At 73.6% G+C, this 20435-nt stretch carries 15 protein-coding genes; 9 read left to right on the top strand and 6 right to left on the bottom strand.

The window, feature by feature from the left end; all coding sequences use genetic code 11:
* Positions 1–7: 7 nt before the first annotated feature.
* The 5 genes from K2224_RS01580 to K2224_RS01560 all read right to left on the bottom strand — a co-directional run bounded on the left by K2224_RS01580 (position 8) and on the right by K2224_RS01560 (position 4802).
* Positions 8–202, bottom strand: a complete 195-nt coding sequence (locus K2224_RS01580) for a MerR family transcriptional regulator (protein WP_221904857.1) — start codon at positions 200–202, stop codon at positions 8–10.
* A gap of 279 nt (positions 203–481) precedes the next feature.
* On the bottom strand, positions 482–901 hold the full coding sequence (locus K2224_RS01575; RefSeq protein WP_221904856.1) for a peptidoglycan-binding protein: 420 nt from the start codon (positions 899–901) through the stop codon (positions 482–484).
* A gap of 130 nt (positions 902–1031) precedes the next feature.
* On the bottom strand, positions 1032–2534 hold the full coding sequence (locus K2224_RS01570) for a sugar porter family MFS transporter (protein WP_221904855.1): 1503 nt from the start codon (positions 2532–2534) through the stop codon (positions 1032–1034).
* A 202-nt stretch (positions 2535–2736) separates the two neighbouring features.
* Positions 2737–3783 (bottom strand): Gfo/Idh/MocA family protein, encoded by a 1047-nt coding sequence (locus K2224_RS01565; RefSeq protein ID WP_221904854.1) that lies wholly within the window; start codon positions 3781–3783, stop codon positions 2737–2739.
* Positions 3784–3881: 98 nt separating this feature from the next.
* Positions 3882–4802, bottom strand: a complete 921-nt coding sequence (locus tag K2224_RS01560) for a sugar phosphate isomerase/epimerase (protein WP_221904853.1) — start codon at positions 4800–4802, stop codon at positions 3882–3884.
* A gap of 388 nt (positions 4803–5190) precedes the next feature.
* Between K2224_RS01560 and iolC the strand changes: the two genes are divergently transcribed.
* From iolC to K2224_RS01520, 8 genes are all read left to right on the top strand, one after another.
* Positions 5191–6183: a 5-dehydro-2-deoxygluconokinase gene (gene iolC / locus K2224_RS01555; RefSeq protein WP_221904852.1), complete on the top strand. Its 993-nt coding sequence runs from the start codon at positions 5191–5193 to the stop codon at positions 6181–6183.
* A 105-nt stretch (positions 6184–6288) separates the two neighbouring features.
* Positions 6289–7176: a deoxyribose-phosphate aldolase gene (locus K2224_RS01550; RefSeq protein ID WP_221904851.1), complete on the top strand. Its 888-nt coding sequence runs from the start codon at positions 6289–6291 to the stop codon at positions 7174–7176.
* Between the two features lie 56 nt (positions 7177–7232).
* On the top strand, positions 7233–8231 hold the full coding sequence (gene iolB / locus K2224_RS01545; protein WP_221904850.1) for a 5-deoxy-glucuronate isomerase: 999 nt from the start codon (positions 7233–7235) through the stop codon (positions 8229–8231).
* Positions 8228–10183: a 3D-(3,5/4)-trihydroxycyclohexane-1,2-dione acylhydrolase (decyclizing) gene (gene iolD, locus K2224_RS01540; RefSeq protein WP_221904849.1), complete on the top strand. Its 1956-nt coding sequence runs from the start codon at positions 8228–8230 to the stop codon at positions 10181–10183. The genes iolB and iolD overlap by 4 nt, the downstream gene beginning before the upstream one ends.
* A gap of 32 nt (positions 10184–10215) precedes the next feature.
* Complete coding sequence (locus tag K2224_RS01535) at positions 10216–11709, top strand: CoA-acylating methylmalonate-semialdehyde dehydrogenase (protein WP_221904848.1); 1494 nt, start codon at positions 10216–10218, stop codon at positions 11707–11709.
* Positions 11710–11921: 212 nt separating this feature from the next.
* Positions 11922–13058 (top strand): hypothetical protein, encoded by a 1137-nt coding sequence (locus K2224_RS01530; RefSeq protein ID WP_260692288.1) that lies wholly within the window; start codon positions 11922–11924, stop codon positions 13056–13058.
* 132 nt (positions 13059–13190) lie between these two features.
* The gene (locus K2224_RS01525; protein WP_221904847.1) at positions 13191–15977 is read left to right on the top strand and encodes a CocE/NonD family hydrolase; all 2787 of its coding nucleotides are present in this window, start codon (positions 13191–13193) and stop codon (positions 15975–15977) included.
* Positions 15974–16831, top strand: coding sequence for an ABC transporter permease (locus K2224_RS01520; RefSeq protein WP_221904846.1), 858 nt, complete (start codon positions 15974–15976; stop codon positions 16829–16831). The genes K2224_RS01525 and K2224_RS01520 overlap by 4 nt, the downstream gene beginning before the upstream one ends.
* 213 nt (positions 16832–17044) lie before the next feature.
* Here the strand turns inward: K2224_RS01520 and K2224_RS01515 are convergent, their stop codons facing one another.
* On the bottom strand, positions 17045–18067 hold the full coding sequence (locus tag K2224_RS01515) for an esterase family protein (protein WP_221904845.1): 1023 nt from the start codon (positions 18065–18067) through the stop codon (positions 17045–17047).
* A 279-nt stretch (positions 18068–18346) separates the two neighbouring features.
* Here K2224_RS01515 and K2224_RS01510 point away from each other — a divergent pair, with 279 nt between their 5' ends.
* On the top strand, positions 18347–20413 hold the full coding sequence (locus K2224_RS01510) for an FUSC family protein (RefSeq protein WP_221904844.1): 2067 nt from the start codon (positions 18347–18349) through the stop codon (positions 20411–20413).
* Positions 20414–20435 lie beyond the last annotated feature (22 nt).

Here is a 20435-nt window from a genome sequence, read left to right as displayed (position 1 = left end):
CAGGTGTTCACCACCGGCCGCGTTGGCGTGGGCGCTGCGCCACCCAGGCTCTTACGGTGTCGGCGAACCAGTACGGTCTGCCGCCCTCCACCAGATCCGGATCCGGCAGCAGACCGTGCTTGCGGTAGGAACGCACGGTGTCCGGCTGCACCTGGATATGGGCGGCGATCTCCTTGTACGACCAGAGCCTGCGGTCGGTCATCTTGCGCACCTCCTTGGCACCGCACACAGGGTCGGCCCGGCGAGCCGGCGCGGGGCTGTGTGCGGGGGCGTCACTCACCCTGTGCCTGGGCAACGACACCGTCCGACCACCCGCGAGGCGCTGTTGAGGGTCTGTGACGGAAGGCGTGCGCAACAGTGACAGCCGTGACGGGGGAGGAACGCACGGGCGTACGAGACGGGTCGGACGGGGCGCCGGGGAGCCGGAATGCCACGTCCACGTGGTGGTGCGGTGGCGCGCTCGGGGGTCGGGGGTCGGGGGTCAGGAGTACAGGGCGTGCCAGGTCTTCTTGTCGACCCTGCCGTCGGTGGGCAGCCGGTGCCCGGACTGGACCTTCTCCACCGCGGTGCGGGTCTTCGCTCCGAAGGAGCCGGTGACGTCCTTCCAGGTGAGGTGGTGACGGTTCGCCAGGAGGCACTGCACCTGTAGGACGCGGTTGCCGTGCTGGCCGGGGACCGTGAGCGCGGTCCCCTTGTAGTAGGCGCAGGCGGCCAGTGCGGTGGGCCGTGCGGCGTCCGGCCGGGTCGGTGCGGCGGCCGTCGCCGGGCCGGTGAGGAGCCCGGCGGTGAGCAGGCCCGCGGCCGCCGTGAGCGCGCCTGCCCGCCGGGTGGTCCGGCCTGCGCCTTCTACGGTTCCCGTTCCCGTTCCTGATCCCGTGCCCCTGCGCGTGCTCGTACCCATGCCCATGCCCGTACCTCCGCCCGTGCCCGCAGCCGTGTCGGCTTTCACGGCTTCCATTGCTTCCCCCCGTTGGATGCGTTGCATGTGAGCGCACCCGTTTGCACGAGGGGAGGGTCGCGGGCCGTGGCCGTCAGGCCCGTTGGTCGTGTTCGGCCGGACCGGTGGGGGCGGGCCTCGGGGCGGGCTCGTCCGTGGCCGGTTCCCCGGTCCCCGTCGAGCTCCGCCGCAGTTCCTGTTCCAGGTCCTCCAGGGCCAGCCCCTTCGTCTCCGGTGCGTACCGCTTGCAGAAGAGCAGCGAGAGCACGCACATCGCGCTGAAGAGCCAGAACGTGGCCCCGGCGCCGACCGCGTCGAGCAGTACCGGGAAGAACAGTGCGATCCCGAAGTTGACCAGCCACATCACGAACACCGCGGCGCCCATGGCCAGTCCGCGCACCTTCAACGGGAACATCTCGGCCAGCAGCAGCCAGACGCCGGTGTTGAGGGTGGCCTGCATGAAGCCCATGTACAGGACCATCAGGCCGAGGACCAGGTAGCTGACGGCGGTGGAGTGCGGCAGGTGGAACGCCGCCCCCAGCAGGACCAGCGACACCGCCATGCCGGAGAGTCCCCACAGGAGCATCGGGCGGCGGCCCACCCGGTCGATCAGGGACATGCCGATCGCGGTGGCGACGACCGAGACGGCGCCCACCGCGATGGTGGCGGTGATCGCGGCGCCGGTGCCCAGGCCGGTCGTCGCCAGGATCTTGGGGGCGAAGTAGATGACCGCGTTGACCCCGGTGATCTGCTGGACGATCGCCAGCCCGATGCCGACCAGCAGCAGCCGTCGCACCCAGGGGAGTTGAAGTTCCCGCCAGGCGCCGCGCCGGGCGTCGGCCTCCAGGTTGCGGGCCCGGTCGATACGGGCCAGTTCGGCGGGGACCTCGTCGGCGGCCAGCGTACGGCGCAGCACCGCGGCAGCCTCGTCCTGCCGGCCCCGGCTGATGTACCAGCGTGGTGTGTCGGGCAGGAAGAGGACGCCGAGGAACAGCGCCACCGCGGGCAGCGCGGCCAGTCCCAGCATCCAGCGCCACGCCTCCCAGTGCGCCAGGACGGCGTTGACGAGGTACGCCAGCAGCTGACCGCTGACGATCATCAGGGAGTTGAACGACACCAGCCGGCCACGGATGTGCGACGGCGCGATCTCGGACAGGTAGAGCGGGGTGATGACGGACGCGCTGCCCACCGCGAGGCCCAGTACGAAGCGTGCGGCGGTCATGAACGGCACGGTCGGCGCCAGCGCGACGGCCAGCGCCCCGCCGATGAAGACCGCGCCCGACCACAGCAGCGAGTTGCGCCGCCCGAGCGCGTCGGACATCCGACCGCCGGCCAGCGAGCCGAACGCCGCGCCGATCAGGAGCGCGCTGGTGATGACGCCCTCGCTGAGGGAGGTGAGGCCGAAGTGCTGCTCCATGAAGGGCAGTGCGCCGGACACCACCCCGGTGTCGTAGCCGAACAGGGCCCCGCCGAGGGCCGCGATGGCGGCGATGGCGACGATGAAGCGTCTGGTGTCGCGGGCCCCCTGGGGGCTGCCGGCGTTCCCGTTCGCCTTCGGGCCGGCGGGGGGCGCGGACCGACTGGTCGGTGCTGCCATCGTCAGCTCCCGTTCGCCGGGGCGGACGGCGGGAGCGACGGCGGGGCGGACGGCGGGTCGGGTGGTGGTGGCGGGTCGGATATCGGGGCGTGCGCGGCGGACATGGTGCGGCCTTTCGGGTGGCTGTCGGTGGTCGGTCGGCGGCTGGTCGGCTCGGTGGGGCGGTGCGGGGCGGGTCGTGTTCGGTCGAGGGTTCGGGGGGTCAGCGGTAGAGGTCCGGTCGCTCGACGAGTTCCACGGCGACCCGTTCCCCGGTGGCCTGTGCCCGCACGCCCGCCTCGCACACCGCGGCGGCCGCATAGCCGTCCCAGCAGCTGGGGCCCTCGACCTCGCCGCGCCGGGTGGCGTCGACCCAGTGCTGCACCTGCCGGTCGTAGGCGTCCTCGAAGCGCTCCACGAAGCCGGGGGTGATGGTGCCGCCCCAGTGGCCGGCGGTGTTGACGAACACCCCGTGGTCGTCGCCGATCCGGGCGGTGCCGCCTTCGCAGACCGCCTCGCAGCCGACCTGGTAGCCGAAGCCGCAGTTGACGAAAAGCTCGGTGTCCACGACCTGTCCGCCGGCGGTCTCGAAGAGGATCAGCTGCGGGTCGCTCAGCCCGTCCGGCGCGTTGCCGGTCGGTGCCGGCCGCAGTACGCGTACGGCGGTGATCTCCTCGTCCAGCAGCCAGCGCGTCACATCGATCTCGTGCACCACCGAGTCGTTGATCATCATCGCGTTGGTGAAGCCGGGCGGGGTGTCGGCGTTGCGGTGCTTGTTGTGCAGCATCAGCGGGCGGCCGTAAGTGCCGCCGTCCAGCAGGGACTTCAGGGTGCGGTAGCCGGCGTCGTAGCGGCGCATGAAGCCGACCTGGACGCGCCGGTGGCCCAGTTTCCGCTCGGCCGTGAGGACGCGCAGCGCGGAGGCGGCGTCGGGGGTCAGCGGTTTCTCGCAGAGCACCGGCAGGTCGCGGGCGAAGGCGTCGAGCAGCGCCGCCTCGTGGGCCGGGCCCGGCGAGGCGATGAGTACCGCGTCCACGCCGGGGTCGTCCATGGCGGCGGCCGGGTCGGTGTAGGCGGTGGCGCCCTCGATGCCGTCGGCGAGGCGGCCCGCCCGGTCGGCGTCGAGGTCGGCAACGGCCGCCACCCTGGCCCCGCTGATCACCTCGTCGAGGCGCCGCACGTGGTCGGCCCCCATGCGTCCGGTGCCGATGACCGCCACGCCCAGCGTCCCGCGCGGCTCCTTCGCACGCGTCTCGTCCCTCTCGTCCATCCCGTTCACCTCTTGCCTCTCCCTCGTGTCGTCCGTCTCGGCCATCTGTGGTGCCTCTCGGCCCTCCGTCCCGCGTGTCACGGGTGTTGCCGGCCGGCTCACGCGCCGCAGGACCGCAGGAAGCGGCGGGTCCGCTGGGCGATCGGGAACGGCCGGTCGGGCGGGCAGGGGTACATGTCCTGCTCGACGATGGCGAAGAGGTCGACGTCCAGTTCCTGGGCGGCCTCCAGTACGGGCGGCAGCGCCGGGACGCCCAGCGGGGGTTCGCACATCACGCCCTGCTGGACGGCCGGGCCGAAGGGGGTGCCGTTGGCGACGACGTCGGCGAGGATGTCGGGGTCCACCTGCTTGAGGTGGAGGTATCCGATCCGTTCGCCGTAGGTGCGGATCAGTTTGACGCTGTCGCCGCCGCAGTAGGCGTAGTGGCCGGTGTCCAGGCAGAGGTTGACCAGGTCGGAGTCGGTGACGTCGAGGAAGCGCTCGACGTGCTCCTCGGTGTCGATGTGGGTGTCGGCGTGCGGGTGGACGACGATGTCCAGGCCGAACTCGTCGCGGACCCGCTTGCCCAGGCGCTCCATGCCGGTGGTCAGGTGCTTCCACTGCTCGACGGTCAGCTCGGGCGGTTCGATGATCTCGGCGGTCTTGTCGTCCCGCCAGAAGGAGGGGATGACGACCAGGTGCCGGGCGTCCATGGCCCGGGCGAGGGTGGCGACCTCGGTGACGTGGGCCCAGGTCCGGTCCCAGACGGACGGGCCGTGGTGCATCGAGGTGAAGATGGTGCCGGCCGAGACCTTGAGGCCGCGGCGGGTGGTCTCCTCGCGCAGGGTGGCGGGGTCGGTCGGCAGGTAGCCGTACGGGCCGAGTTCGATCCACTCGTAGCCGGCCTCGGCGACCTCGTCCAGGAAGCGCTGCCAGGGGACCTGTTGTGCGTCGTCGGGGAACCAGACGCCCCAGGAGTCGGGGGCGGAACCGATGCGGAGGCGGTCCAGGGCGGGCGAGGCGGCACGGGGTGCGGACATGCTGCGGCTCTCCTCTCGCCGGTCGGCGGTGACCGGGAGGCGCTGGGGTGGGTTGTGGGGCACAGCCTCTCTGCCGCCCTGGGGAGTGTCAAGACTTCGTCCTGACATAAGGACTTAAGGACTTGGGGTGGGAAGGGCGGTGGGAGGCGGGCGGTTGTGGCGAGTATGGCGGGGTTCGTGGCCGGGATGAGGTGGTTGACGTCATAATGTAAGGACAAAGTGTTGACAGGCTTTGCGGGTGGCCGTTAGACCTTTGGTCGGAGCGGGAACCGGTGGGCAGTGCCGCCGGTTCCGATCGACCGACCCGCCGCGCCGGCCTCCCCCAGCTCTCGGCCTCCCTTGAGCACGGGGACCCCCTCGCCGCGCCGGGCGACCCGAAGGGGCGTCTATGACCGAGCCGTACGACCTGATCACCATGGGGCGCATCGGGGTGGACATCTACCCGTTGCAGGCCGGGGTGTCGCTCGCCCAGGTGGAGACGTTCGGGAAGTTCCTCGGCGGGTCCGCCACCAACGTGGCGGTGGCGGCCGCCCGGTTGGGGCGCCGCTGCGCCGTCGTCAGCCGTACCGGGCGGGACCCGTTCGGGGACTACGTCCACCAGGCGCTGCGCGACTTCGGCGTCGACGACCGCTGGGTGACCCCGGTGGCGGACCTCCCGACCCCCGTCACCTTCTGCGAGATCTTCCCGCCGGACGACTTCCCGCTCTACTTCTACCGCCGCCCCAAGGCCCCCGACCTGGTCATCCACCCCGAGGAGCTGGACCGGGAGGCGATCGCCGCGGCCCGGATCTTCTGGATCACCGGCACCGGACTGTGCGAGGAGCCGAGCCGCGGCGCCACCCTGGCCGCGCTGGAGGCCCGCGACCGCCGGGGCATCACCGTCTTCGACCTGGACTGGCGGCCGATGTTCTGGGGCGGGGAGGGCGGCGCCTCCGGGGACGGCGGGGCGACCGGTGCCGCCGCGCGCGCAGCCGCCCGGCCGTACTACGAGGCCGCGCTGCGGCACGCGACGGTCGCGGTCGGCAACGTCGACGAGGCCGAGGTCGCCACCGGCCTGCGCGACCCGAAGGCGTGCGCCGAGGCGCTGCTCGACATGGGCGTCGAACTGGCCGTCGTCAAACAGGGGCCGAAGGGGGTGCTCGCCGTCCACCGGGACGGACGCACCGCCGAGGTGCCGCCGACCCCCGTCGAGGTCGTCAACGGGCTGGGGGCCGGCGACGCGTTCGGCGGGGCGCTGTGCCACGGGCTGCTGGCCGGCCGGGAGTTGGAGCCGATGATGCGGTACGCCAACGCCGCCGGGGCGATCGTCGCCTCCCGGCTGGCGTGTTCGTCCGCGATGCCGACCGCCGGCGAGGTCGAGGCGTTCCTCGCGGGGCGCTGAGCGGACCGGTGGCGGGGTGCGGGCCCGAAGAGCGCCCGCAGTCCCACCGCCCGCCCGTCCCGCCCCACCACCCCCACTCGTGTCCTCCAGAAGGTGAGTTGAGCCTTGACCCCTCGGATCAGTGACCTCCCGGCGCTGCGGGCCCGGCATCCCGAAGCCGTCGCGGAGGCCGCCGCGCGCCGCGCCCGGCGCCCGCTGCTCGGCGAGAGCGGCCGGCTGATGATCGTCGCCGCCGACCACCCGGCCCGGGGCGCGCTCGCCGTCGGCGACCGCCGGTTGGCCATGGCCAACCGCCTCGACCTGCTCGAACGGCTGGTCCTGGCGCTGTCCCGGCCCGGCGTCGACGGGGTGCTGGCCACCGCCGACATCCTGGAGGACCTGCTGCTGCTCGGCGCCCTCGAAGGCAAGGTCGTCATGGGCTCGATGAACCGGGGCGGCATCGCGGGCGCCGCCTTCGAGATGGACGACCGCTTCACCGGCCACCGCCCCCAGGACATCGCCCGGCTCCGCTTCGACGCGGGCAAGCTCCTGCTGCGCATCGACTACGACGACCCCGGGTCGCTGACCACCCTGGAGGCCACCGCCCGGGCCATCGACGCGATGGCGGAGCGTGGACTCCCCACGTTCGTCGAGCCGTTCCTGTCCCGGCGGGTGGACGGGGTGGTCCGCAACGACCTCGGTCCGGAGGCCGTCACCCGCTCCGTCGCCATCGCCTCCGGCCTCGGCGGCACCTCCGCCTACACCTGGCTCAAGCTCCCGGTCACCGACGACCCCGACGCGATGGCCCGGGTCTGCGAGACCTCCACACTGCCCACCGTGCTCCTGGGCGGCGATGTCGGTGGCACGGTGGAGGAGCAGGAGGCCGCCTACGAGAAGTGGCGCAAGGCGCTCCGGCTGCCGACCGTGCACGGCCTGGTCGTCGGCCGCTCGCTGCTCTACCCGGCGGACGGCGATGTGGCGGCCGCGGTCGACACGGCCGTGGGGCTTCTGTAGCGCCGCCGCGCCGCCGGAGAACTTCACTGTCAGTGGTGAGTAGGAGACTTGCAGTCATGAGTGCTGAGTTTGCAGATGCCGCGGTCGCCGCGGACGACCGCACCGCCCGCGGGGGCGCCGGCCGGCCCGCCGGTCCCGCGTCCGGCGGTGGCTTCCACCTCGCGGCCGGCCGGGCCGCCGACGGGCCGTACGCCCTCGACGTCTCGCCGGAGAAGGCCGGCTGGGGCCACTCCTCGCTGCGGATCCTCGAACTCCCGCCGGGCGGCCACCACTCCTTCGCCACCGGCGACAGCGAGTGGATCGTGCTGCCGCTCTCCGGCGGCTGCACGGTCCGGACGCACGACGCCGAAGCGGCCGTGGACGGCGGCGGGACGTTCGAACTGGCCGGGCGGGAGAGCGTGTTCAGCGGAGTGACGGACTTCGCGTACGTGCCGCGGGACGCGCGGGTCCGGATCGACAGCCGGGCCGGCGGCCGGTTCGCGCTCACCGGGGCGCGCTGCGAGCGCCGGCTGCCGGCCCGTCACGGCGCCGCCTGTGACGTGCCCGTGGAGCTGCGCGGCACCGGCACCTGCTCCCGGCAGGTCAACAACTTCGGCGCGGCCGGCGTGTTCGAGTGCGACCGGCTGATCGCGGTGGAAGTGCTCACCCCCGGCGGCAACTGGTCCTCCTATCCGCCGCACAAGCACGACGAGTGCCGCCCCGGGGAGGAGTCCGAGCTGGAGGAGATCTACTACTTCGAGATCGCCGCCGCCCACGGCACGGCGGGGCTGGGCTACCAGCGGGTGACGCCCTCCGGACACGGGCGGGGCACCGACGTCCTCGCCGAGGTCCGCACCGGCGACGTGGTGCTGATCCCCGACGGATGGCACGGCCCGTCCATCGCCGCGCCCGGACACGACATGTACTACCTCAACGTCATGGCGGGGCCGGGCGAGAAGCGCGAGTGGCTGATCTGCGACCACCCCGACCACGGCTGGATCCGCGCGACCTGGCCGCAGCAGCCGGTCGACCCCCGACTCCCTCTCTACCAAGCACCGGCAGGAGACCCGCGATGACCGCGCCCATCCACGAACCGACGACCGACGCGACGAGCGGGGCGCCCGGCACCCGCCGGCTCACCGTGGCGCAGGCCCTGGTGGAGTTCCTCGCCCACCAGTTCACCGAGCGGGACGGCCGCCGGCACCGCCTGATCACCGCCTGCTGGGGCATCTTCGGGCACGGCAACGTCGCCGGTCTCGGGCAGGCGCTGCTGGAGTCCGGCAGCGCGGCCCCCCTGGGCCCGGCCGACGGGCCGCCGAGGCTCCCCTACCTCCAGGGGCGCAACGAACAGGCCATGGTGCACGCCGCGGTGGGCTACGCCCGGCAGTGCGACCGGCTCTCCGCGCAGGCCGTGACGACGTCCATCGGGCCGGGCGCCACCAACCTCGTCACCGGTGCCGCGCTGGCCACCGTCAACCGCATCCCGGTGCTGCTGCTGCCCGGCGACGTCTTCGCCACCCGCCCCGCCGACCCGGTGCTCCAGCAGCTCGAAGTCCCCGCCGCGGGCGATGTGTCGGTCAACGACGCGCTGCGCCCGGTCTCCCGCTACTTCGACCGGATCACCCGCCCCGAGGCGCTGATCCCGGCGGCCCTCCAGGCCATGCGGGTGCTCGCCGACCCGGTCGAGACCGGCGCGGTCACCCTCGCCCTGCCGCAGGACGTGCAGGCCGAGGCGTACGACTGGCCGGTGGAGTTCTTCGCCGACCGGGTGTGGCGGGTGCCCCGTCCCGCGCCCGACGCCGACGCCCTGGCCGACGCCGTCCGGGCCGTGCGGGCGGCCCGCCGGCCGCTGATCGTCGCGGGCGGCGGCGTCCACCACAGCGAGGCGGAGGAGTCGCTGCGGGCCTTCGCCGAGGCCACCGGCATCCCCGTGGCGTCCACCCAGGCGGGCAAGGGCTCGCTGGCGTACGACCACCCGGCGGACGTCGGCGGCATCGGCCACACCGGCACCGCCACCGCCGACGGACTGGCCCGGAGGGCCGATCTGGTGCTCGGCGTCGGCACCCGCTACACCGACTTCACCACCGCCTCCGCCACCCTCTTCGCCGAGCCCGAAGTCCGCTTCGTCAACCTCAACATCGCCGCCTTCGACTCCCACAAGCTCGGCGCGCTCGCCCTGGTCGCGGACGCCCGCGCCGGACTCGACGCGCTCCGCGAGGCGCTCGCCGGCCACCGCGTCGACGCGGCCTACGAAGCCGGGTACGCCGCCGCCAAGGAGGAGTGGGAGCGGCGGGTGGACGCCGCCTTCGCGGCCGACGACCCCGCCGCGCAGCCGTCCCAGACCCAGCTCCTCGGGGCCCTGGACGCCCTCGTCGACGACTCCGACATCATCCTCAACGCCGCCGGTTCCCTCCCCGGTGATCTGCACAAACTCTGGCGCGCCCGGTCCCGCAGGCAGTACCACCTCGAATACGGCTACTCCTGCATGGGCTATGAGATCCCGGCCGCGATCGGGGTCCGGATGGCCGCTCCGGACCGGCCCGTGTGGGCGCTCGTCGGCGACGGTACGTATCTGATGAACCCCACCGAAATCGTCACCGCGGTCCAGGAGGGCGTCAACATCACCCTCGTCCTCGTCCAGAACCACGGCTACGCCTCCATCGGCGGCCTCTCCCAGGAGACCGGAGGTGAGCGCTTCGGTACCGACTACCGCTTCCGCGCCGCCGACGGTACGTACACCGGCGCTCCGCTGCCCGTCGATCTGGCCGCCAACGCCGCCTCGCTGGGCATGCGGGTGCTGCGCGCCACGACCGTCGCCGAACTGCGCACCGCGCTCGCCGAGGCGCGCGGCGCGAAAACGCCCACATGTGTCTACGTGGAGACCAGAACGACTGACACTGTGCCGGGCGCGCCACCCGCCCAGGCCTGGTGGGATGTACCTGTTGCCGAGACCGCGACGCGTCCGGCGGCCCTCGCCGCCCGCAAGGTGTACGACGAGCACGCCGCCGCCCGCCGCCGCCACCTCTGACCTCCGCTCGCACCACACGAAAGGCCCCTGGCATGAAGACCATCAACCACTGGATCGGCGGGAAGCCCGTCGAGGGCGTCTCCGGCAACTTCGGCCCGGTCTACAACCCGGCCACCGGCGCCCAGGAGAAGCAGGTCGCCTTCGCGTCCGTGGAGGAGGTGGACGCCGCGGTCCGCACGGCCAAGGAGGCGTACCGCAGCTGGGGCACCAGCTCGCTGGCCAAGCGCACCTCGGTGCTGTTCAAGTACCGCGAGCTGGTCGACGCGCACCGTGAGGAGCTGGCCCGGCTGATCACCGCCGAGCACGGCAAGGTGCACTCCGACGCGCTCGGCGAGGTCGCCCGCGGCCTGGAGATCGTCGAGCTGGCCTGCGGCATCCCGGAGAAGCTCAAGGGCGAGCTGTCCACCCAGGTGTCGACGCGGGTGGACGTGGCCTCGATCCGCCAGTCGCTGGGCGTGGTCGCCGGCATCACGCCGTTCAACTTCCCCGCGATGGTGCCGATGTGGATGTTCCCGATCGCCCTCGCCTGCGGCAACACCTTCGTCCTCAAGCCGAGCGAGAAGGTGCCGAGCGCCGCGTTCAAGCTGGCCGAGCTGGCCGCCGAGGCGGGCCTGCCCGACGGCGTGCTGAACGTCGTCAACGGCGACAAGGTGGCCGTCGACGCCCTCCTCGCGCACCCGGACGTCGCCGCCGTCTCCTTCGTCGGCTCCACCCCCATCGCCCGCTACATCCACACCACCGGCACCGCCAACGGCAAGCGCGTGCAGGCACTGGGCGGCGCCAAGAACCACATGCTGGTCCTCCCGGACGCCGACCTCGACCTGGCCGCCGACTCCGCGATCAACGCCGCGTACGGCTCGGCCGGCGAGCGCTGCATGGCGATCTCCGTGGTCGTCGCCGTCGGCGAGACCGCCGACCCGCTGATCGGCAAGATCAAGGAGCGCGCCGACCGGCTGCGCATCGGCCCCGGCGAGGACCCGGCCTCCGAGATGGGCCCGCTGATCACCAAGGCCCACCGCGACAAGGTCGCCTCCTACGTCACCGGTGCCGCCGCCCAGGGCGCCGACGTCGTCATCGACGGCACCGGCTACACCGTCGAGGGCTACGAGGCCGGCCACTGGCTCGGCGTCTCGCTGCTGGACAACGTCACGCCGGAGATGGACGCCTACCGCGACGAGATCTTCGGCCCGGTGCTCTCGGTCGTCCGCGTCGAGACCTACGAGCAGGCCATCGAGCTGATGAACTCCTCGCCGTGGGGCAACGGCACCGCGATCTTCACCCGGGACGGCGGCGCGGCCCGCCGCTTCCAGCTGGAGGTCGAGGCCGGCATGGTCGGGGTCAACGTCCCGATCCCGGTCCCGGTGGGCTACCACTCCTTCGGCGGCTGGAAGGACTCGCTCTTCGGCGACCACCACATCTACGGCAACGACGGCGTGCACTTCTACACCCGCGGCAAGGTCGTCACCACCCGCTGGCCCGACCCGGCCGACGGCGGCATCAACCTGGGCTTCCCGAGCAACCACTGAGCCACGCCCGGGACTCCGGCCGGCGGGGCGCCCCCTCACGGGCGCTCCCGCCCGGGCTCCCTGCCGGACCCCCGTCGGCAGGGAGCCCGTGTCCGCCCGCCGGCGGGGCACCGAGCCGTGGCCCAGGGGGAGACCTCGCGGGCGTGCGTTGCTACGGTGCTGGTCGCGCCACGTGATGCGGGCGTTGCGACAGCGAGAACACGGGGGATGAGATGGCACACGGCATGGCGCTGGCCAAGGGCGCCCGGATCACCGGGGGTGTCCTGTGTCTGCTGTTCTTCTTGTGGACGGCGTACTGGCTGGCCGTCGACCTCGGCGCGTTCGGCGTCGTCGGCGTGTGGGACAGCTGGATCGGCCGCCGCCCACCGGGCGTCAACGAGGTCACCAACCCCGTCCAGCTGGGCTTCGCCCTCGTCCAACTCACCGCCGCCGGCGCCGCGTTCGCCGGCCGCCGCTCGGCCGGCGGGCTGCTGGCGGTGGCCACCACCGTCACCTTCGCCACCGCCCTCCAGGCCCTGATCAGCGTCGGCAACCACACCAGCGACGAGCGCTGGTTCCGCAACGCCGAGACCGGCACCGCCACCTTCGACGGGGTCTTCCTCAGCGGGCTGCCGCTGTTCCTGCTGACGCTGGTCGCCGGCGTGGTGCTGCTGGCCGGGATGCGCTCCTGGCCGCGCCCGACCCCCGGCCTGCCGCCGGCCCGCCCCGCCCGGGCCGCCGGAGTCGTCGGCGGACTGGTGCTCGGCGCGATGGCGCTGGGCTATGTCGCCTACCAGCTCTACATCCTGACGCAGGGCGGTTCCGGCCTCTTCACCGCGCTCTACCTCGGCAAGGGCGTGCTGTCCTCGCTGCTGGCGCTCGCCCCGGGCTGGTACGCGGTGGTCTTCCTCGCGCTGACCGCGATCGCCGGCCTGAACTCCCTGATGCGCGGCTGCGCGGCCCGCGGCCTCGCCCTCGGCCTGGCCGTCGCCCTGCTGCCCGACGCCGTGCTGACGGTCGTCTCGTTCCTCGCCTCGGGTTCGCTGCTGGAGATGAGCAAGGAGACGCCCGGCCTGAGCGTGCTCGTCTACGTCCAGCTGGCGCTCGACCTGTTCGGTTCGCTGACGCTGGCGGCACTGATGGTCCGCGGCGAGCCGGTGGCGCCCGCCTGGCAGCCGCCGCAGCCGCCGGCCGTCGCCTTCGCCGGCCCCGGTTTCGTGCCGCCGGGCCCCGGTTACCCGCCGGCCGGCTGGCAGCAGCCCGGCCCGCCGCCCATGCCCCCGGTCGGCGGCCCGCCCGTGCCGCCCGGCCCGCCGCAGGCCCCGCAGCCGCCGCAGGCCCCGGGCGGCTTCGGCCCGCCGCAGTACTGATCCCGGCAGAGCGCCTTCGGGCCCGTACCACGGACGCGGTACGGGCCCACGGTGCTCTACTGCCCCCGGAGGGCACGCGGTTCCGCCCGGGGGACGGGTCGCCGGCCGGGGCCGGTACCTAGGATTCACCCCATGGATCTCCGACTGCGCGGGCGCCGGCTGTTCGCCGCCGTGGGCGCACTGGCCCTGCTCATAGGGGGCGGCACCTGGGTGGCCGCCGCCTCGGACACTCCGCCGGCGGTGCACCGCGAGGACCGGTTCCTGACGATGCCGCAGACTCCGGACGGACCGCGCACCGTGCGGATCGACACCTCGTTCTTCACCGCCGGTGACACCGGCCGCCGCCCCGCGGTCCTCCTCGGCCACGGCTTCGGCGGCAGCAAGGCCGACGTCCGCGCGGAGGCCGAGCAACTGGCCCGGGACGGCTATGCGGTGCTGACGTGGTCCGCGCGCGGCTTCGGCAGGTCGACCGGAAAGATCGGGCTGAACGACCCGGACGCCGAGGTCGCCGACGTCAGCCGGCTGATCGACTGGCTCGCCCGACGGCCCGAGGTGCTGCTCGACCGGCCCGGCGACCCGCGGGTGGGCGTCGCCGGTGCCTCGTACGGCGGCGCGATCGCGCTGCTGGCCGCCGGGCACGACCCCCGGGTCGACGCGATCGCCCCGCAGTTCACCTACTGGAACCTCGCCGACGCCCTGTTCCCCAACGGGGTGTTCAAGAAGCTGTGGGCCGGGATCTTCTTCACTTCGGGTGCGGCGGGTTCCCTCCCGGGTGCCCCGGCCGCCCCCTCCGCCGCACCCGCCCCGGCCGCCTCCGCCGAGTCGTCCGACAGCTCCGTCGCGTCCGACGCCTCCGACTCGTCCCACCCGTCCGCCGCATCCGCCCCGACCGACGGCTGCGGCCGCTTCCAGCCCGCCCTGTGCGCGATGTACCAGCGCGTCGCCGTCAGCGGGAAGCCGGACGCCGCGGCCCGCCGGCTGTTGGAGGCCCGCAGCCCCTCCGCCGTCGCCGACCGCATCAAGGTGCCCGCGCTGCTGATGCAGGGCCAGACCGACTCGCTGTTCCCGCTCGGCCAGGCCGACGCCATGGCGCGGGCGCTGCGCCACAACGGCGCCCCCGTCGCCGTCGACTGGCTCGCCGGCGGGCACGACGGCGGCGACCGCGAGACCGCCCGGGCCGCCGCCCGCACCACCGCGTGGTTCGACCGCTACCTCAAGGGCGACGCCCGCACCGCCACCGGGCCGGCGTTCCGGATCAGCCGCAGTGGGGGAGTGAACACGACCGACGGCACCGTGCGGCTGAGCGGCGCGAGCGCCGACCGCTACCCGGGGCTGGACCACGACCCGCGCCGCATCCCGCTGACCGGCCGCGAGCAGCGCTTCGCCAACCCCGCCGGCGCGGCCCCGCCCGCGATCTCCGCCGTCCCCGGCGCCGGCGCCCTCGGCAACCTCTCCGCGCTCGGCGCCGGCGGCCTCTCCCTGGACTTCCCGGGCCAGTACGCGCACTTCGACTCGGCGCCGCTGCGCACCTCCGTCCACCTCACCGGCAGCCCCACCGCCACCGTCCGGATCCGCTCCACCTCCCCGGACGCGGTGGTCTTCGCCAAGCTCTACGACGTCGCCCCGGACGGGGGCCGCCAGCTGCTGCCGTCCCAACTGGTCACGCCCTACCGCGTCGAAGGCGCCCGGGACGGCCGGACGGTACGGCTCCAACTGCCCGCCCTCGACCACGACTTCGCCACCGGCCACCGCCTGCGCCTGGTCCTCGCCGCCACCGACCTGGGCTACGCCGGCCCTGTCGAGCCCGCCGCCTACACCGTCGCACTGGCCGGCGGCACCCTCGACGTGCCCACCGTGCCCGAGGCGCGCGGCGCCGCCGCCCCGCTGCCCGCCTGGACCTGGATGCTGCCCGCGGCCGCCGCGGCGGTGGCCGCGCTGCTGCTGCTCACCGGCCGCCGCCGGACCGCGGCGCCGGCCCCCGACCCGGCCCTGGCCGACGTCCCGCTGCAGATCACCGGCCTGACCAAGCGCTACGCGAAGTCCACCGACAGGTACGCCGTCCGCGACCTGACCTTCCGGGTCGAACGCGGGCAGGTGCTGGGCCTGCTGGGGCCCAACGGCGCCGGCAAGACCACCACCCTGCGGATGCTGATGGGCCTGATCCGCCCGGACGGCGGGGAGGTCCGGGTGTTCGGCCGGGCGGTCCGGCCGGGCGCGCCGGTGCTGTCGCGGGTCGGCGCGTTCGTGGAGGGTGCCGGCTTCCTGCCGCACCTGTCCGGGCGGGCCAACCTCGACCTGTACTGGCAGGCGACCGGCCGGCCGGCCGCCGACGCGCACACCGAGGAGGCACTGGAGATCGCCGGCCTCGGCGACGCCCTGGACCGCGCGGTGCGCACCTACTCGCAGGGCATGCGGCAGCGCCTCGCGCTGGCCCAGGCCATGCTCGGCCTGCCCGACCTGCTGATCCTCGACGAGCCGACCAACGGCCTGGACCCGCCGCAGATCCGCGAGATGCGCGAGGTGATGATCCGCTACGCCGCGGCCGGCCGCACCGTGATCGTCTCCAGCCATCTGCTGGCCGAGGTCGAGCAGAGCTGCACGCATCTGGTCGTGATGGACCGCGGCCGGCTGGTCCAGGCGGGCCCGGTGGCCGACATCGTGGGCTCCGGCGACACCGTGCTGGTCGACGTCGGCGCCGCCGCGCCGCTCGCCGACGCGGTGCTGGAGAAGGTCGCGGTGCTGCCCGGCGTGGTCTCGGCGGTCCGCGCCGAGGAGGGCCTGCTCGTCCGGCTCGCCGCACCGGACGGCACCCCGCGCCTGCTGGCCGAACTCGTCCGGCTGGAGGTCCCGGTGCACCGCGTCGGCCCGCACCGCCGCCTGGAGGACGCCTTCCTCACCCTGATCGGAGACGGACGATGACCGCGACCACCCCGGCGGCACCCGGCTACCGCGCCCGGCGCACCCTGCCGCTGCGCGTCGAGGCCCGCCGCCAACTCCGGCGCCGCCGCACCCTGGTGGTCGCCGCCGTCCTGGCGCTGCTGCCGTTCGTACTGGTCGCGGCGTTCGCCATCGGCGGCGATCCGAGCACCCGGAACAGCGGCCGGATCAGCCTGATGACCACCGCCACCGCCTCCGGCGCCAACTTCGCCGCCACCGCGCTGTTCGTCTCCGCCGGCTTCCTGCTGGTGGTGCCGGTCGCGCTGTTCTGCGGGGACACCGTCGCCTCGGAGGCGAGCTGGGCATCGCTGCGCTATCTGTTGGCCGCGCCGGTGCCGCGGGCCCGTCTGCTGCTGAGCAAGCTGACCGTGGGGCTGGTGTTCAGCGCCGCCGCGATGCTGCTGCTGCCGCTGGTGGCGCTGGCGGTGGGCACCGCCGCATACGGCTGGGGGCCGCTGGAACTGCCCACCGGGGGCGCGCTCGCGCCGGGCGACGCGGTGCTGCGGCTGGCGGTGGTGACCGGCTATGTCTTCGTCGGCCAACTGGTCACCGCGGCACTGGCGTTCTGGCTGTCCACGGTGACCGACGCGCCGCTCGGGGCGGTCGGCGGCGCCGTCGGCCTGACCATCGTCGGCAACGTCCTCGACCAGGTCACCGCGCTCGGCGGCTGGCGCGCGGTGCTGCCGGCGCACTGGCAGTACGCCTGGGCGGACGTGCTCCAGCCGCGGCCCGAGTGGTCCGGGATGCTCCAGGGGGCCTCGGTGTCGGTCTCCTACGCGCTGGTGCTCACCGCCCTGGCCTTCCGCGGCTTCGCCCGCAAGGACGTGGTGTCCTGACGCGGCACCGGACCGGCGGGGGCATCGCGCCACGAACGCCGGTCTCCAACGGGAGCGGCGGCGCCCGCCGCTCCACCGCCCCTGCGCCGGCCTGGACTCGCACCCGATCACCCTCCAGGACGTCGACCGCACGGCCTGAATCCCCGGCATACGACGAGGGCGGCCGCGACGGACCGGTGTCCGCCGCGGCCGCCCTCCCGGCCCGCTCCGGCGTCAGCCGGTCGGCCCCTGCATCTGGGCGCTGACCCACTGCATGGTGCCCATGCCCAGGCCCGTGACGTAGGTGGCGCCGCTGTGCGTGCCGTTCGGCACGATCTGCAGCCGCGTCTTCACCGGCCCGTGCCCGTACTGCGCGATGAACTTCCGTACCTTCGGCAGCACGGTGTTCTCCCGGGAGCCGTCCTGGAAGGCCAGATAGACCTCGGGACCGCCGCGGGCGATCAGCCGGTGCGCCAGCACCTCGGGGTTGTTCTCCCGCATCGCCGAGAGGTGGCCCCGCCACAGCGGCGAGTCCGGCACGATGTCCGGTCCGTTGGGGATCGCGACCTTGAAGTCCTTCGGGTTCTGCAGCACGTTCTTCAGCGCCGAGAAGCCACCGGACGAGGAGCCCATGATGCACCAGGCGTTACGGGTCTTCAGGGTGCGGAAGTTCTCCCGGACCAGGTCGGGGACGTCCTTGCTCAGCCAGGTGCCCATCTTCGGCTGGCCCGGGATGTCACTGCCGTCGTAGTACTGCTTGTCGTTGGGGTTGAGCACCGGCATGACCACGATGAACGGCAGGCTCTTGCCGGCCTTCGACCAGGAGGCGAGGCTCTCCTCCAGCTTGAGGTCGGAGCCGATCCAGTAGTTCACCGGGAAGCCCTCGGCGCCGGGCAGTGCCTCCATCACCGGGAAGCCCTTGTTCGCGTTCTTCTTCTCGTAGTACTCCGGCGGCGCCCAGACCCACACCTTCCCCGTGAAGCCGGACTTCTTCCCGTGGTAGGTGGTCACGGCTATGGGGGTGTTCTCCCCGGCTCCGCCGACCTTGCTGGTCTCCTGGAAGTTGATCGGGTGGGTGGGCATCTGCACCAGCGAGTTCCGGTTGGCCGGCGCGGTCTGCATGGCGGCACCCGACTTGGGGCCGCTGAACCGTACGGGGGCGCCCTGGGAGTCGTCGCTCGTGCCGCAGCCTGTCGTGGCACCGAGGACGGCCAGGGCGAACAATGCGACCACCGGTTTGAAAAGGGATTTGCGCACGGGACCTTCTCCTTGGCGAAGCGGCCGGGAGTTGTCCCGACCGGCCAGCAAGAGGGGACGGGGCGGGGACAGGTTTCCCTCCCGCGGTGTCTGCTTTCTCGCACCGCTCCCACGGAAAAGCCTCTGACCTGCTCTGACCTGTGGTGTTTACGGTCAACGGGGAACTGGTTTACCGTGATTTTCCCGGAGGGGGCGCAACGCCGGCGCCAGAAGGCCCCCCGCACGCCCCCGCCCCGTCACCTCCCGTACACCCCCGCACCCGGCCCGTATCCTCTGGCTATGACCTGGTCGCGCGCGCTGAAGGAGGCCGCCCGCTCCGGGCTGACCATCGAACGCGCCAAGCTCACCCCGGTGATCGCGGTCCGCGGCACCGCCGGCGTGGCCCTCGTCATCGGCCTGTGCCTGTGGCTCGGCTCCCCCGCCCTCGCGGTCTCCTCCGCCTTCGGCGCCTTCTCCGCCGGCATCGTCACCTTCCAGCGCAGCATGCGGCCCCGCCCCGTCCTCGCGCTGGCCGTCGCCGGTGCCCTGGCGGTCTCCACCTTCCTCGGCTATCTGGCCGCCGCCCATCTCCTCGCGTTCGTGCTGCTGCTCACCGGCTGGACCTTCGTCGCCGGTATGGCCTGGGCGATCGGTCCGGTCTCCGGCCTCATCGGCACCCAGACCGTGGCGATCATGCTGATCACCGTCACCCTGCCGACGTCCGTCCTGGGCGCCCTGGAGCACGCCGCGCTGATCGCCTTCGGCGGCCTCGTCCAGGCCGTCCTCATCGTCGTCTTCCCGGTGCGCCCCTGGGGCATCCAGCGTGACGCCCTCGCGGACGCCCTGGCCGCCGAAGCCGACTACGCCCGCCGGCTGCGGCACGACCCGGTGGCCCCCTTCGACCCCGCGCCCCTGATGGACGCCCGGCTGGCCTCCACCATGACAGCCCGCCAGGCCAGGCGCCGCCCCGTACAGCTGCACGGCCCGCGCGGCCTCGCCGAGCGCGTCCGCCCGGTCCTCGCCTCCCTGGCCGACCCGGTCGTCGGCGCCCCCCTGGAGGGACCCGAACGCGACCGCGCCCGTGAACTCCTGGGCGCCGCCGCCACCGTCCTGGACGCCGTCGCCCACGCCGTACGGCACGACAGGCCGGTCCGGCTGCCCCCGGAGGCGATGGCCGCCCTGGAGGTCCCGGCCACCGGCCCCATGCTCACCGGCCCCGGCCGCCGCGCCGCCTACCGCCTGATCTCCCTCCTCGCCGACGCCGTCGAGCTCACCGACGAGCCCGTCGAGGCCACCCGCCCCACCACCGCCGCCGAACGCGGCCACCTGCTGCGCCCCAGCGTCCCCCGGCTCGTCCCGGTCGCCCTGCGCGCGCTGCGCCGCGAGGCCCGCTGGTCCTCCCACACCTTCCGGCACGCGCTGCGGGTCACCGCGGTCGCCGACGCCGGCTACCTGCTCGCCCACGCGCTCCACTTCGGCCACGGCTACTGGGCGCCGCTCGCCTCCGTCATGGTGATGCGCCCCGACTTCGCCCAGACCTACTCCCGCGGCGTGGCCCGCTTCGCCGGCACCGTCGTCGGTGTCACCCTCGCCGGCGCCCTGATGGCCCTGGCCCACCCCGGCGCCTACATCAGCGCCGCCTTCGCACTCTTCTGCGTCTTCCTGATGTACCTGCTGATGCGCACCGGCTTCTCCGTCACCTCGGCCTGCATCGCCGGCTATGTCGTCTTCCTGCTCGGCATCGCCGGCGCCGGCTGGGAGCAGACCGTCCAGGAACGCCTCGTCCTCACCCTCGTCGGCGGGGTCCTCGCGATGCTGTCCTACGCGCTGTTCCCCGCCTGGGAGACGCCCCGGCTCCGCGACCGCCTCGCCGACTGGCTCACCGCCAACGGCCGCTACGCCCTGGCCGTCCTCGACGGCTACGCCCGGCCCGCCGAGTGCCGCCCCCGGCAGGTCCGCGAGGCACTGCTGGACGCCCGTGCGGCCCGCGCCGCCTGGGAGGTCAGCGAGGCCCGCGCCGAGAAGGAACCGGTCCGCCACCGCGGCCTGTCGCTGCACGCCGCCCACTCCGCCAGCACGGTGCTCGCCACCATGGGCCGGGTCACGATGATCATGGAGGCCCATCTGCCCGGCAGGGAAGCCCAACCCACCCCCGGCGCCGCCGCGTTCGCGGACGCCCTGCGCCCCGCACTGGACCGCGCGGACCGGGCCCTCCGCGACGGGACGCGCCTGGACTGGAGCGCGCCCCGCGCCGCCTGGGAACGCTGGCACGGCGAGGGCGAGCCCGCCGGCGTCGCCGTCCGCGCCGGTGAACTCCTCCTGGACGCCCTCGACGACCTCGCCGAGGCGCTGCCCCCCGACCCCTGACGACCGGCCCTCCGCCGCCCCG

Source organism: Streptomyces sp. BHT-5-2 (genome assembly GCF_019774615.1).
Lineage (GTDB): Bacteria > Actinomycetota > Actinomycetes > Streptomycetales > Streptomycetaceae > Streptomyces.
This window is presented reverse-complemented; position numbering and strand designations above follow the sequence as displayed.

Excerpts from the sequence above, each read along its gene's own strand:
- K2224_RS01580 (WP_221904857.1), bottom strand. The coding sequence starts at position 202 with ATGACCGACCGCAGGCTCTGGTCGTACAAGGAGATCGCCGCCCATATC.
- K2224_RS01575 (WP_221904856.1), bottom strand. The coding sequence starts at position 901 with ATGGGTACGAGCACGCGCAGGGGCACGGGATCAGGAACGGGAACGGGA.
- K2224_RS01570 (WP_221904855.1), bottom strand. The coding sequence starts at position 2,534 with ATGGCAGCACCGACCAGTCGGTCCGCGCCCCCCGCCGGCCCGAAGGCG.
- K2224_RS01565 (WP_221904854.1), bottom strand. The coding sequence starts at position 3,783 with ATGGACGAGAGGGACGAGACGCGTGCGAAGGAGCCGCGCGGGACGCTG.
- K2224_RS01560 (WP_221904853.1), bottom strand. The coding sequence starts at position 4,802 with ATGTCCGCACCCCGTGCCGCCTCGCCCGCCCTGGACCGCCTCCGCATC.
- iolC (WP_221904852.1), top strand. The coding sequence starts at position 5,191 with ATGACCGAGCCGTACGACCTGATCACCATGGGGCGCATCGGGGTGGAC.
- iolB (WP_221904850.1), top strand. The coding sequence starts at position 7,233 with ATGAGTGCTGAGTTTGCAGATGCCGCGGTCGCCGCGGACGACCGCACC.
- iolD (WP_221904849.1), top strand. The coding sequence starts at position 8,228 with ATGACCGCGCCCATCCACGAACCGACGACCGACGCGACGAGCGGGGCG.
- K2224_RS01535 (WP_221904848.1), top strand. The coding sequence starts at position 10,216 with ATGAAGACCATCAACCACTGGATCGGCGGGAAGCCCGTCGAGGGCGTC.
- K2224_RS01530 (WP_260692288.1), top strand. The coding sequence starts at position 11,922 with ATGGCACACGGCATGGCGCTGGCCAAGGGCGCCCGGATCACCGGGGGT.
- K2224_RS01525 (WP_221904847.1), top strand. The coding sequence starts at position 13,191 with ATGGATCTCCGACTGCGCGGGCGCCGGCTGTTCGCCGCCGTGGGCGCA.
- K2224_RS01520 (WP_221904846.1), top strand. The coding sequence starts at position 15,974 with ATGACCGCGACCACCCCGGCGGCACCCGGCTACCGCGCCCGGCGCACC.
- K2224_RS01510 (WP_221904844.1), top strand. The coding sequence starts at position 18,347 with ATGACCTGGTCGCGCGCGCTGAAGGAGGCCGCCCGCTCCGGGCTGACC.